The organism is Aminobacter sp. P9b, from assembly GCF_045345995.1.
In the GTDB taxonomy this organism is placed as follows: Bacteria; Pseudomonadota; Alphaproteobacteria; order Rhizobiales; family Rhizobiaceae; genus Aminobacter; species Aminobacter niigataensis.
On the sequence record NZ_CP150083.1, the window covers coordinates 206,766 to 219,127 of the forward strand.

At 63.0% G+C, this 12,362-nt stretch carries 12 protein-coding genes; 9 read left to right on the forward strand and 3 right to left on the reverse strand.

Annotation, left to right across the window (positions count from 1 at the left end; all coding sequences use genetic code 11):
• The first annotated feature begins 125 nt into the window (after positions 1-125).
• A complete protein-coding gene (locus WHT83_RS25125) occupies positions 126-299 on the forward strand; it encodes a hypothetical protein (protein WP_341878419.1) in 174 nt (57 codons plus the stop codon).
• Between the two features lie 51 nt (positions 300-350).
• Here the strand turns inward: WHT83_RS25125 and WHT83_RS25130 are convergent, their stop codons facing one another.
• Positions 351-1,517, reverse strand: coding sequence for an MFS transporter (locus WHT83_RS25130; protein WP_341878420.1), 1,167 nt, complete (start codon positions 1,515-1,517; stop codon positions 351-353).
• 102 nt (positions 1,518-1,619) lie between these two features.
• Positions 1,620-1,817, reverse strand: a complete 198-nt coding sequence (locus tag WHT83_RS25135; RefSeq protein WP_341878605.1) for a DUF1127 domain-containing protein — start codon at positions 1,815-1,817, stop codon at positions 1,620-1,622.
• 174 nt (positions 1,818-1,991) lie between these two features.
• On the opposite strand from WHT83_RS25135, the gene WHT83_RS25140 reads away from it, so the two are divergent.
• The 7 genes from WHT83_RS25140 to WHT83_RS25170 all read left to right on the forward strand — a co-directional run bounded on the left by WHT83_RS25140 (position 1,992) and on the right by WHT83_RS25170 (position 10,871).
• Positions 1,992-3,512, forward strand: a complete 1,521-nt coding sequence (locus WHT83_RS25140) for a winged helix-turn-helix domain-containing tetratricopeptide repeat protein (protein WP_341878421.1) — start codon at positions 1,992-1,994, stop codon at positions 3,510-3,512.
• Positions 3,513-3,949: 437 nt separating this feature from the next.
• Positions 3,950-4,984 carry an ABC transporter permease gene (locus WHT83_RS25145; RefSeq protein ID WP_406874062.1) on the forward strand — a complete coding sequence of 345 codons (1,035 nt, stop codon included), beginning with the start codon at positions 3,950-3,952 and terminating at the stop codon, positions 4,982-4,984.
• Positions 4,981-5,880, forward strand: coding sequence for an ABC transporter permease (locus WHT83_RS25150; RefSeq protein WP_268738097.1), 900 nt, complete (start codon positions 4,981-4,983; stop codon positions 5,878-5,880). Before WHT83_RS25145 ends, WHT83_RS25150 begins: the two co-directional genes overlap by 4 nt.
• 50 nt (positions 5,881-5,930) lie before the next feature.
• The gene (locus WHT83_RS25155) at positions 5,931-6,938 is read left to right on the forward strand and encodes a BMP family protein (RefSeq protein ID WP_341878423.1); all 1,008 of its coding nucleotides are present in this window, start codon (positions 5,931-5,933) and stop codon (positions 6,936-6,938) included.
• A 9-nt stretch (positions 6,939-6,947) separates the two neighbouring features.
• The gene (locus tag WHT83_RS25160; RefSeq protein ID WP_341878424.1) at positions 6,948-8,480 is read left to right on the forward strand and encodes an ABC transporter ATP-binding protein; all 1,533 of its coding nucleotides are present in this window, start codon (positions 6,948-6,950) and stop codon (positions 8,478-8,480) included.
• 265 nt (positions 8,481-8,745) lie between these two features.
• Positions 8,746-9,933, forward strand: coding sequence for a urate hydroxylase PuuD (locus WHT83_RS25165; RefSeq protein ID WP_341878425.1), 1,188 nt, complete (start codon positions 8,746-8,748; stop codon positions 9,931-9,933).
• On the forward strand, positions 9,930-10,871 hold the full coding sequence (locus WHT83_RS25170) for a polysaccharide deacetylase family protein (RefSeq protein WP_406874063.1): 942 nt from the start codon (positions 9,930-9,932) through the stop codon (positions 10,869-10,871). Before WHT83_RS25165 ends, WHT83_RS25170 begins: the two co-directional genes overlap by 4 nt.
• 128 nt (positions 10,872-10,999) lie before the next feature.
• Here WHT83_RS25170 and WHT83_RS25175 read toward each other — a convergent pair whose 3' ends face one another.
• The gene (locus tag WHT83_RS25175; protein WP_406874086.1) at positions 11,000-11,419 is read right to left on the reverse strand and encodes a hypothetical protein; all 420 of its coding nucleotides are present in this window, start codon (positions 11,417-11,419) and stop codon (positions 11,000-11,002) included.
• On the opposite strand from WHT83_RS25175, the gene WHT83_RS25180 reads away from it, so the two are divergent.
• Positions 11,405-12,346 (forward strand): leucyl aminopeptidase family protein, encoded by a 942-nt coding sequence (locus tag WHT83_RS25180; RefSeq protein ID WP_406874084.1) that lies wholly within the window; start codon positions 11,405-11,407, stop codon positions 12,344-12,346. The two genes, WHT83_RS25175 and WHT83_RS25180, sit on opposite strands and share 15 nt — an antisense overlap.
• The last annotated feature ends 16 nt before the right edge of the window (positions 12,347-12,362 follow it).

A 12,362-nucleotide genomic window follows, 5' to 3' on the forward strand; every position in this document is an offset into this window, starting at 1 on the left:
GAATTAGTCACATCGGATATCGCGTGCCGCAGGGCACCAACCGAAGCATCCGCAGGACACAACAACCGAAACATGCGCTGAAGCCATCCTGGCTGCAGGCAGGACGTTTTTGACCGGCGACGACCATGAAAACCGCATCGACCACACTCCAGTTTGTTGCACTGACCGCCTGCCTGGTGGCGCGGCTTTGTTGCGCGGGCGAACTCCAGATGCCGGGCGCACGCCGCGCCATGCAGACGATGGCAGCTGCCGGCCAGTCGGCGATCACGGAGAGCATCGACTACGCAGCGCAGGCCTAGGAACGCAGCTCAACCGGCATGCACGGACGCGGCCCGAAGCACGTGGCTCGATCATGCCCGCCGTCTCTCCGCCATCAGAAACACCACCAGCACACCGCACAGCAGGCCAAGGGACAATGGCAGCCCCTGATGTCCCATCAGTTGCATCGCGAGGCCCGTGATCGGCGAGCCGACAAAGCCGCCGATTCCCCAGACCAGCGCGAACGCCGCGTTGCCGGCGATGAGTTGTTGCCCCGAGAACCGTTCACCGAGCTGTATCAGAGCCATGGTGTAGATTCCGAAGGTCACCGCTCCCCAGACGAACACCATCGGCCAGATCAACGCGGATGAAAACAGCGGTGGCAACAGGGCACAACCGAGCAGCGCCAGAGAGCAGCACAACAGCATCGCACGGACCGAGCCGATCCCTTCCGCAAGGCGCCCGAGCGGTATCTGCAGGGCGGCATTGCCAAGGATGAAACAGGCGATCAGCGCGGAGATGCGGCTTTCGGGACTGCCATAGGCAGCGCCGTAAACGGCAAGCATGGCAAGCAAACTCTGTTCAAAAGCAGCCGCTGCGAATACCGCAAGCAATAGCAGCGGCGCCAGTGCGAAGAAGCGGCCGACCGATGTCGCCTCGCCTTCATGCGGCATGTCAGGCAAGCGTGGGATGACTGCCAGGACAATCAGCCCACACAGCAGGAACGCAGAAATCCCGACCAGAAACGGTGGCCAGCCTTCAGTCCCGAAGAGCCGGAGGGTTAGCGGGCCGATGGCGAAGCCACCCGAAACGATGGATGCATAGAGGCCCATGATGCGGCCCCGGCGTGACGCGGGCGCGATCGTGATCAGCCAGGTCTCGCTGATCACGTAAAGCGGATTGGCGAAGAAGCCGAGCATGAAGCGCAGCGGCATCCAGGCCCAGACGTCCTGCGTCCAGGCAATCGCGGCCAGGGTGGCTGCTGCCAGGATCGAGCACAGGATTGCAAGCCGAGCCGCGCCCATGCGCCGCACCAGTGCTGGAATAAGGGGCGCGGACACGATGAAACCCAGCGGCGTCATCGCCGCCGACAAGCCGATCAGGCCCGGCGACGTTTCCTGCCGCTCGAGGATGAAGCTGAGCAGCGGATAGGTCAGCCCCTGCGCCACGGCGAACACCGTGACGGTCGCGATGATACCCGCCATCGCGGCCCATGGCATCCGATCCTCTCGTGGCGATGTCGTGCTTTCGGCAGTCATGCGGACCTCGAAGAAGGGCCGGCACGTTCCGGCAGGTGCACGTGCCGGCGAACCATCGCGGCACCCGGAAACTGGCGATCAAGTATCATTGCAGCATTCGCCTCACGCTTGCCAGAAGCGCTTGGCGATCTCTGCCTCGACCTGTCGCCTCGTCAGGCCGATATCGTCGACCAGATGGGGATTATCCTTCAACTTTTGCTCAAGTTCCCAGCGAAAATGTATCCGCCAGCGCCAGGTCTCGACAATGCCCCGCAGGGTCGCCGGGTACCGACGCGACACGTCTGCCGGCTCCACAGGCATTCCGGGCCGCTCTGCCTGATGCGGGGCCGACGCAAGACCATCGTCCATGGTAACCTCCATGCGGTCCGAGGGCACGAAGCCCTCGACCTGAAAGAGGATGAGTTGTGCAGGAGACGGACGGCGCCGTCGTTAAGCCCTGCCAAATAGTTCCAAAAACTCCCAAACGAGCTAAAGATGCGCCGCATGCAGCGGTCGCGCTTTGCCTTTGGTCCGTTCGTGCTTGATCCGGATGCGGGAACGCTGCTCCGGAACGATGAACCCGTTGCGGTCGGCTACCGCGGGCTCAAGCTGCTCGCAGCGCTCGTCGAACGGCCGGGCGACATCCTCGGCAAAACCGAGCTGATGGACGCCGCGTGGCCGGGCACGGCTGTCGAGGAAGGCAACCTCACCGTCCAGATCGCGCAGCTCAGGAAGCTGCTTGGCCCGGCAGCCGGCGGCGGTGAATGGATATCGACGGTTCCACGCGTCGGCTACCGCTTCACGGGGACCGTCGAAGAGCTCGGTGGCACGAAGCGAAAACCTTTGCCGCTGCCCGACAAACCATCGATCGCCGTGCTGCCCTTCGTCAATGTCAGCAACGATACCGAGCAGGAATCCTTCGCGGATGGGTTGACCGAAGACCTGATCACCGACCTGTCCAGGATCCCCGGCCTGTTCGTCATCGCCCGCAACTCGGCCTTTGCCTACAAGGGCAGGGCGACGGACGTGCGCACGATCGCCGAGGATCTCGGCGTGCGCTACCTGCTGGAGGGGAGCGCGCGGCGCGCCGCCGGGCGTGTGCGCATCAATGCCCAACTGGTCGATGCGGCCAGCGGCGAGCATCTGTGGGCGGAACGCTTCGATCGCAGCCTGGATGACATCTTCGCCGTCCAGGACGAGGTTACCGGCAAGATCGTCGACGCATTGCTCGGCCGGCTGCAGACGCCGCCGCCGCCGCGCAATCGGCCCAGAAGTCTCGAGGCTTACGATCTCTGCGTGCGGGCGCGCAAGCTGATGGACGACTCCCCGCAGTCGGCCCGGGAAGCACACCTGTTGCTCACCCGCGCGGTTTCGCTCGATCCCGAATACGCCGAGGCCTATCGCTGGCTTGCCATGAACCACTGGATGGGATGGGTCCACAGCGGCGGGCCAAGCGAAGCTGCCCGTAGCGTTGCCTTGGAACTGGCGCGCAAGGCGGTGGCGATCGATCCCAACGATGCCGGCTGCCGCTGGGTCCTGGCTTACCTGCTGGCCTACGAGCGCAGCTTCGCCGAGGCAGATGCGGAATTCGCCAAGGCGATCCAGCTCGACCCCAACGAGGCCGACACCTGGGCGGCGCTTTCCGACATCGCGATCCTGTCCGGGCGGGTCGAGGAGGGCCTGGACCACATTCGCAAGGCGTTCCGGCTCAACCCGTTTCCGGCGGCCTGGTACTACCTGACGCTCGGCCAGGCGCAATATGCGGCCGGCGACTACGAGGCCGCTGTCAAGACACTGCGCCGGGACGAGACCTATCGGACAAGCTCACGCCGTTTCCTGGCGGCGAGCCTTGCCCAACTCGGCCGGCTCGAAGAAGCGCAGGCCGAGGTCGAACTGTTCCTTGTCGGCAACCCGCAGTTCACCACCCGCCACTGGGCCGCGACGGAGCCATTCCGCGACACAGCCACGCTCGAGCATTTCGTCGACGGCTACCGCAAGGCGGGTCTTCCGGCGTGACGCGGCGGCGCCACCTCCCGATACTAACCAGGACTCGCAACGGGACAGTCCTCGGCCGCGTCCTACCCTGAGGTCTGTTTCCCCCACGCGACAGCCATCGTTGAGCCGCTCATCGCAGCGATTGGCCGACATGCGCCTCGCCCGGCGGCAGGTGCCGCAGCGGCATTCATCGCGAAATGCGAATTATAGTGTCTATTTTAAGGATTGTTCCATCAGTCGATTGACGGTCAGATGAATGCACAGAGGGGTCGGCAGATTGCCTAAACGGGCCGCTGACATTTCAAGAATACGTGCTGCGCCGAAAGCAGCCTTTGACTATGGGAACGCTTCTCGAGTGGCCGGAGACCAATCCGGATACGCTGCCATTCGCCTTGATACACGGCGGCGCGGGGGAAGCAAACAGTTGAGGATTACGCTTGAACGCGTTGCAAACGTCCATGAATCTCGGCCGCTTTCGAATATTCACCAACATTGCCATCTTCGCCTCGTCACTGATCGTGACCATGCTGGTCGTGGCCGGTCTCGTCGAATTGATCGGAGGCAGCGCCACCAGCGCACTTTCCGCGATGGTCGAGGGCGTGCTCGGCAGCCGCCAGGCTATCGTTGAAACGGTGATTGAGGCGACACCGACAGCACTTTGCGGGCTGGCGTTCCTGATCCCGTTCAAGGCTGGCTTCTTCAACATCGGCGCGCAAGGTCAGTTGCAGCTCGGTGCGCTGGCTGCCGTCTTCGTCACCACGGCCTTCACGCTGCCCGCTCCCTTGATGGTCGTTCTGGCATTTGCGGCCGCGGCGGCCGCGGGGATGCTTCTCATCGTTCCGCCTTTGTTGCTCAAGACGAAACGCGGCGCCAGCGAAGTGACGACGACGGTGATGCTGAACTTCGTCGCCGTTGAGTTCGTGCTCGCGATGGTCACCGGCCCGATGAAGCAGCCGGACTCGTTCTTCGCCGAATCCGCGCTGATCCCCGTCGAGTATCGCCTGCCGGTGATCGTCGTGCATGTCGGCGTGTTCCTTGCCGTCGCCATCGTGGTGATCGCGGGCTGGATCCTCAAGCACACGGTTTTCGGGTTCCGCCTCAAGGCGCTCGGCGGCAACCCGGGTGCGGCCGAGGCGCTGGGCATGCGCACCAACATCACATTGACCAAGGCCGTGCTCGCTGCGGGGGCCATCGCTGGAATTGCCGGTGGCATACAGGCGCTTGGGGTCGTGTTCCAGGTTGCCGAGCTTTGGGCGAAACCGTGGGGCTTTCTCGGCATCCTCGCTGCCCTTATCGGCCGCAGTCCGGTCGGCGTGATGTTTGCCGCCCTGCTGCTCGCCGGCCTCGAAACGGGCGGTAGAAACATGCAGGCGATGACCGGGGTGCCGGCGGCGCTGGTCTTCCTTCTGCAGGCATTGCCGGTGCTGCTGCTCCTTGCCGTCAGATCGACGCATCTTTTCAAAATGATCTCTTTTGGCGGAGTGGGACGTTGATTTTCGATCTCGAATTTGTGCTCTCCGCGCTGCGTATCGCCACGCCGCTCATGATCGTCGCACTGGGCGTGCTGATCGCCGAGCGGGCAGGCGTGCTGTTCCTGGGCGCCGAGGGCGTCATGCTGTGCGGCGCCTTGTTCGGCATACTCGGCGCCGTCTATGTCGGCGATCCCTGGATGGGCGTGGTCTGGGGACTGAGCGCCGGTGTGGTCATGGGGCTTGTCACCGCGGTGTTGACCGTCTGGCTACCGACAGACCAGGTGGTCATGGGGCTGGCGATGAACATCGCGGCCATCGGACTGACCAGCTTCATCTTCCGCATCGCCGCCGACGACCTGCAGCAGATGAGCCCGCCCATGGGCTGGTCGGCACCGAGCGCGCTCAGCGAGAACCCGATCGCCGCGTTCCTGTTCGCCGTCCCGCCATTGGCGTGGCTGGCGGTCATCCTCTACTTCGTCGTCTGGTACATGCTGTTCCGCAGCGCGCCTGGGCTGTTGCTCCGGTCAGTGGGGCAGAACGTCAAGGCGGCGCGCTCGGCCGGCATCAACGTCGTGCTGGTGCGCACAGTCGCCCTGGCGCTTGCCGGCGGCCTCGCCGGCCTGGGCGGTGCTGCCCTGACGGTTGGCTGGGTCCGCAGCTTTGCCGACGACATCACCGCGGGACGTGGTTTCATTGCGCTGGCGGCAGTCTATTTCGGGCGCTGGTATCCGCGCTGGACGCTGTTCGGCTGCCTGCTGTTCGGGCTCGGCGAGGCACTGGCCCTGCGCACCCAGGTGCTCGGCGGCAACGCCCATTTCTACCTGATGATCCCATACCTTCTGACGGTCGGCGTCCTTGCCTTCGCAGAGCGCGGCCGCGCGCCGCGTGAGGTCGGCAAGCCCTACGAGCAGCTTTGATCGCTGCGTCGAACATATTTCTGCAACTATAACTTGGGGAGAGAGCAATAATGGGTACCTTTACAGCAGCCATTGGCAGGCATTTCGGCCGAATGCTCGCGGCAGTCGCACTATGCGGTGCCATGATCGGCACAGCTTCCGCGCAAGACAAGATCAAGGCCGCCGTGATCTTCGGCGTCAGCAACCCGGCTTCCGTCAACGGATGGGACCGCGGTCATTACCAGGGCGTGCGCAAGCTGATCGACGAGCACGGCTGGGACGTGACCATGGCTGAAAACGTGCCGTTCCCGCTGATCGCCAGCACCGCCGAGAACTATGCCAAATCCGGCTTCCAGGTGGTGATCTTCACCTCGAGCGGCCAGGTCAAGGCCTGGGATCAGGTGGCACCGAACTATCCGAACACGCTGTTCGCCATGCTGTCGACGACCAGCAGCCTGCCCAAATCCAACAACGTCGCCGCCTATGCGCCCGACTTCTATTCCTACGGCGTCATCAATGGGCTGATCGCGGGCCAGGCCACCAAGTCCAACAAGATCGCCGGCGTCGCCGGATTGCCGGTCAAGGCGGTCGAAGACATGTTCAGCGGCATCATCGAGGGCGCCAAGGTCGTCAATCCGAACGTGGAATTCCTGTCGGCGTTTTCCGGCGACTGGACCAACATCCCGCGTGCCCGCGAAGTTGCCGCGCTGCAGATCCAGCGAGGCGCCGATATCGTGCTCGGCAATGCCGGCGTCGGCACCCGTGGCATTCTCGACGCTTCGCAAAGCGGCAAGACCAAATTCGTCGGCTACGCGACCGACTGGGCGGTAGATGCGCCCGAAACTGTGCTCTCCAGCGTCATTCTGGATGTCGCCGGCTGGTACGATGCTCTCGCCAAGGACGTGGCCTCCGGCAAGGTCGAGCCGAAGATCAACGAATTCGGCGCCAAGACCTTCTCCGTGATGCCGCTCAATAAAGAGCATCTGACGACGGAGGAAATCACCAAGATCGAAGACAGCGTGCGCCGGTATCAGGCAGGCGAATTGTCGGTTCCCGTCGTCGCGCACAAGTTCAAGTAAGAGAGCCGGATGATGGTCGAGGCAAGTCCTGGAAGCGAAGCGGTAAGGCTTGAAGGAATCTCCAAGGCATTTGGCTCCTTCAAGGCCCTGGACAATGTCAGCGTTACTCTTCGGTACGGCGAAATCCATGCGCTGGTCGGCGAAAATGGCGCCGGCAAATCCACGCTGATGAACGTGTTGTACGGGATCCTGCAGCCAAGCGCAGGTCGCATGCTCGTCGGCGGGCAGGACGTCGGCTCTCATTGGTCGACACGGGACGCGATCGCCCACCAGATCGGCATGATCCACCAGCATTTCTCTTTGGTGATGGAACATTCCGTGCTCGACAACATCGTCATGCCGACGCTGAAATGGACCGATCTGGCCCCCAAATGGGGCCAGTATCGGGAGCGGTTCAGCGAGTTGTCGGCGCAGTTCGGTTTCGATCTGTCGCCTGACACATTGGTGGGCAAACTGTCCGTCGGGCAGCGCCAGCAGGTCGAGATATTAAAGATGCTCTACCAAGGGGCAAAGATCCTGATCCTGGACGAGCCGACGGCAGTTCTGACGCCGCAGCAGAGCGACCGCCTGCTGGAGATGCTGCTGCAGTTCCGCGACCGCGGCTATGCGGTGGTGATCATTACCCACAAGCTGGAACACGCGCTGGATCTTGCCGATCACATCACCGTCCTGCGAAACGGCCGCCAGATCGCAACTGTAGCGAAGGGCGAGGGCACGATTGCCGACATCGCCCGCATGATGGTGTCGCAGGAGGTGAACACGACGCAACGGCGAAGCCGTTCCGCGATGGGCAAAGTCGTGCTCGACATGGACAATGTCTCGCTCGACGTCGACGGGGTTGCCTTGCTCGACAAGATCTCCTTGCAAGTCAGGGAAGGAGAAATCCTGGGCGTGGCCGGCGTTGCCGGGAACGGCCAGTCCGAGTTGGCCGAAACGATCATCGGCCTTCAATCCACCACTGCCGGCAGTATCAGGATCTACGGCAAGGAACTCGGGACCACCTCGGTCGAGGCGCGACGCCGGGGCGGTATCGCCATCATTCCGGAGGACCGTCACGCCCATGCGGTGGTCGGCGAGATGGACATCGCCTCCAACTTCATCATGGGCCACGAGGGCGATCCGCAATTCTCCCGGCGCGGAATACTGAATCGTAAGAACATCGCCGAGTTCGCAAGGCATTGCATCGCCGAGTTCGACGTCCGTACGCGCACGGCGGAAACCAAACTCGAATTCCTGTCCGGCGGAAACCAGCAGAAGGTGGTCATCGGCCGCGAACTGTCGGCCAATCCAAGGCTGATCATCGCGCACGAGCCGGCGCGGGGACTCGATTTCGCGGCCACCGCCTATATCAGGCAGCGCCTGGTGCAGGCGGCGGAAGCAGGGGCAGGCGTACTGCTGATTTCGAGCGATCTCGATGAGTTGATGGAGCTCTCGACCCGTGTCGTGGTGCTTTATTGCGGACGCGCCGTGGGTACCGTGGATGCCGACGCCTACGATCCGCAGCATTTCGGAAGCCTGATGGCGGGTGCCGAGGCAGCTTGACGCCAGTTGGTCCTGCGCAGCCGCCCGGCAAATGCCCGGCTGCTGCGCGGCATTCGCACAATCCACATCCGGGCCGCTCTGGCAGCCACTGTGCAGGTTCAAGCCAAGCCGCCGCTCCCAATCGTTGTGCCGCAAAAGCATTGATCGTTTTCTCGAAACAAAAGTATCGATCTTCGCGATTGAATGATCACCGGCATTCGCCATTCTTAGCGCAGGCCGAACACCAAGCGGCCGCTGGATTTTTAGTGAAGGCATATCCCAGATTATGGAAAACTACATTGCCGACTGGCTCCATCTGGTACTGCGCTGGTTCCATGTGGTCGCCGCGATAACCTGGGTCGGTTCGTCGTTCTACTTCAACAAGATTGACCGTTCGTTCCGGCCGCCGGAGCCGCCGGTAGACGGTGTCAGCGGTCAGCTCTGGTCGATTCATGGCGGTGCGATCTACAACTACAGCCGCTACCCGCTTGGCCCCGGTTACGTTCCGGGACAGCTGAAATGGTCGAAATGGGAATCGCTGGGCACCTGGATGTCCGGTGCGCTGCTCCTGGCCGTGGTCTATTGGTATGGTGCGAGCCTGAACCTCGTATCCGGCAGTGCCGATGCGCTTTCGCCGGTACTGGCGATATGCGTCAGCATCTTCTCGATCGTCTTCGGCTGGATCGCCTACGACGTGACCTGCAAGCAGATCAACGACGAGCGCATCCTGTTTGCCGTGCTCGGCGTCCTACTCTCGGGTTCGGTGTGGGTGTTCTTCCAGATATTCAGCGGCAAGGCGGCGTTCCTGCATGTCGGCATCGTCATGGGTACGATCATGGCGGGCAACGTCTGGTTCGTCATTCTGCCGGGCCAAAAGCGCATGCTCAAAGCCATGGCGGATGGAACGATCGCCCAGTTCGACGTCGGCGCCGAAGCCAAGAAGCGCAACTATCACAACAACTACCTGACCCTGCCGGTGGTCTTCGCGATGATCGGCGCCCATTTCCCGATGGTCTATGGACATGAACTGGGCTGGCTCGCCTTCATCCTGATCAGTGCCGCCGGCGTTTCGGTGCGCTACTTCTTCAATACCATGCACGCTGGCGAGGCCAAGCCCATCTACATCGCCTTCGGCGCGGCGCTGATCCTGGCCACCATGTTCATGATCGCTCCGACCCCGCGCAGCGTTGTGTCCGGCGAAACATCCGCCGTCACCTACAGCCAGGTTGCCGACATCCTCACCCAGCGCTGCGTGGCTTGCCATGCGGCAGATCCGTCGAAGGGGGGTTTTGTTGAGGCGCCCCCCAAGGGCCTGATCCTGGACGCCGCGCCATCGGCGATCAAAGCCGCCCAACTGGTCTACCAGCAGGCTGTCCAGACTCATGTCATGCCGCCTGGAAACGTAACCGAGATGACCGACGACGAGCGCGAACTGCTTCGTCAGTGGATCGAAGGCGGAGCCAAGGCGGAGTGAACATGAGCGAACAGGATAGCCAGGGCCCGGCGCGGGATTTCATAGGCTACGGCGCAACCCCACCAAATCCGAAATGGCCCGGTGGTGCCAGGCTGGCGGTGAACATCGCCCTCAATATCGAGGAAGGTTCCGAATACTCGCCGCTCGACGGCGATGCCAGGACCGATACCGCGCTGACCGAAGGCGAGGGGATGGACACCGGCATCGCAGGGCGCGATCTCGCCGCCGAGTCGATGTACGAATATGGCAGCCGTGTGGGCGTCTGGCGGCTGCTGCGCATGCTTGCCGACCGCAACGTGCCCTACACCGCCTTTGCCTGTGCCCTGGCGCTGGAACGCCACCGCGAACTGGCCGAACGCATTGCCGCCGACGGAGCCGATATCTGCTGTCACGGCTGGCGCTGGGAGAAGCCCTGGCTGCTGACGCGTGAGCAGGAGCGCGAGCACATACAGCGCGCCATCGACAGCCTGCAGGCAACCGTCGGACGCAAGCCCGAAGGCTGGTGCTGCCGTTACGGGCCCAGCACGAATACACGCGAACTGCTGGTAGAGGCGCAGATCGGCTACGATTCCGACGCCTATAACGACGAAGTCCCCTATTGGGTCGAGGTCAAGGGCGTCCAGCAGCTCATCGTGCCCTATTCGCTGGTGACCAATGACTGCAAGCTGGTGCCCCGCGGTCTTCAGACGGCCGACGAGTTCCATGCTTTGCTGAGAGATGCCTTCGACCAGCTCTATGAAGAGGGCGCTGAGGCGCCGCGGATGCTGAATATCGGGCTGCATCCGCGTATGGCCGGCCACCCCGGCCGAGCACGCGGCCTTGCTCGATTCCTCGACCACATTGTCGGCCACAAGGACGTCTGGATCTGTCGACGCGCCGACATTGCCAGCCATTGGAAGACACATTTTCCTGCTCCGGCCACAGGTGCGGAGGCATGAGCGATGGGTCATGTTCCACCTCGGTCGATCGCATACTGCGCGGAGCCGATGCCGTCGTGTTGTGCCTGACGGCTGATCACTCGGATCACCCGGAGCTTGCCGCGGTCGAAACGAGACTTCGCCTCGCTTCAGGCTCCGTTCCGCAGCCGCTCTTCCTGGAAAACCGGAATATGCCAGTCGTCGCTGCCCTGCTCGGCGCCGACATTGCCGACGGTCGACGCCAGGCGGCGCAGGCCGTGGGCACCTTGCGCAAGATGAAGGTAGAGGGAGCGGCTATCGTCATCCCGTCTCGCTGCCAACTGGGGGACGATCCAGAACTCAAGCTGCAAGCGATCGCCGAAGGCGCTTTTCTCGCAAACCACGACTTTGTTTCTCGGGCCTTTCCCCGTTCCGGGGAACCTGCCCTGAGGCTGGGTTTCACCTTTGGCAGTGGCTGGGAGAGTGCCAAAGCCGACCGCGCGCTCGAGAGGGCGCGAGCGATAGCCGATGCCGCCGCGCTGGCGCGCGACCTTTGCACCGAGCCGCCGAACGTGATGACGCCGCCGCATTTTGCAGCTCGCATGAGGGAACTCGCAACCGAGGCCGGCCTGTCCATCTCGATCATGGGCCGGGCGGAACTCGAAAAGCAGGGCATGGGCGGGCTGCTGGCCGTGGCTTCGGGCAGCGCCTTCGAGCCGTTGCTGATCCGCATCGACTACAGGCCGGAGGGGGTGACGCAGAAGCCGGTCGTCCTCGTCGGCAAGACCGTCACCTTCGACAGTGGCGGCATTTCGCTCAAGCAGGCCCACGGCATGGAGCAGATGAAGGCCGACATGGGCGGCGGGGCGGCGGTCGCCGGCGCCATGCAGGCGGTTGCCAGACTGAAGCCTGATCTTGCCGTGACGGCGATCTTCGCGGTCGCGGAAAACATGCCGGGCCCCAATGCGATGCGGCCAGGGGACGTGCTGCGTACCCATTCCGGCAAGACTGTCGAGGTCATCAACACCGACGCCGAGGGCCGGCTGATCCTGGCGGATGCATTGTCATACGCCCGGTCGCTCGAACCACAGTTGATCATCGATCTGGCGACGCTCACCGGCGCGACCATGGGCATCTTTGGCCCGCTCGGCATTGCCACTTTCTCGACGGCGCCTTCCTGCCTGTCATTGCTCATCGAATCCGACAGGGTCGCCGGCGAGAAGATCTGGCCAATGCCGCTGTGGGATGAATATCTCGCCTTCCTGGAGAGCCCGGTCGCCGACCTGCGCAACTTCTCGAAGACCGGGCAGATGGGCAGCACGCCAGTCGCGGCGATGTTCCTGAAGCAGTTTGTGGGCGACGCGCCATGGCTGCATCTCGACCTCTACAACACCTGCTGGTCGGAACAGCCGCACGTCTTCGGGCCTTCCGGGCCGACCGGCAGCGGGACCCGCGTGCTCACGCAATTCGTGCTCGCGCTCGCCGACCGTGAGACCACTCGCAGCTCTTCAATTTAAGCATGAGGACTAACTG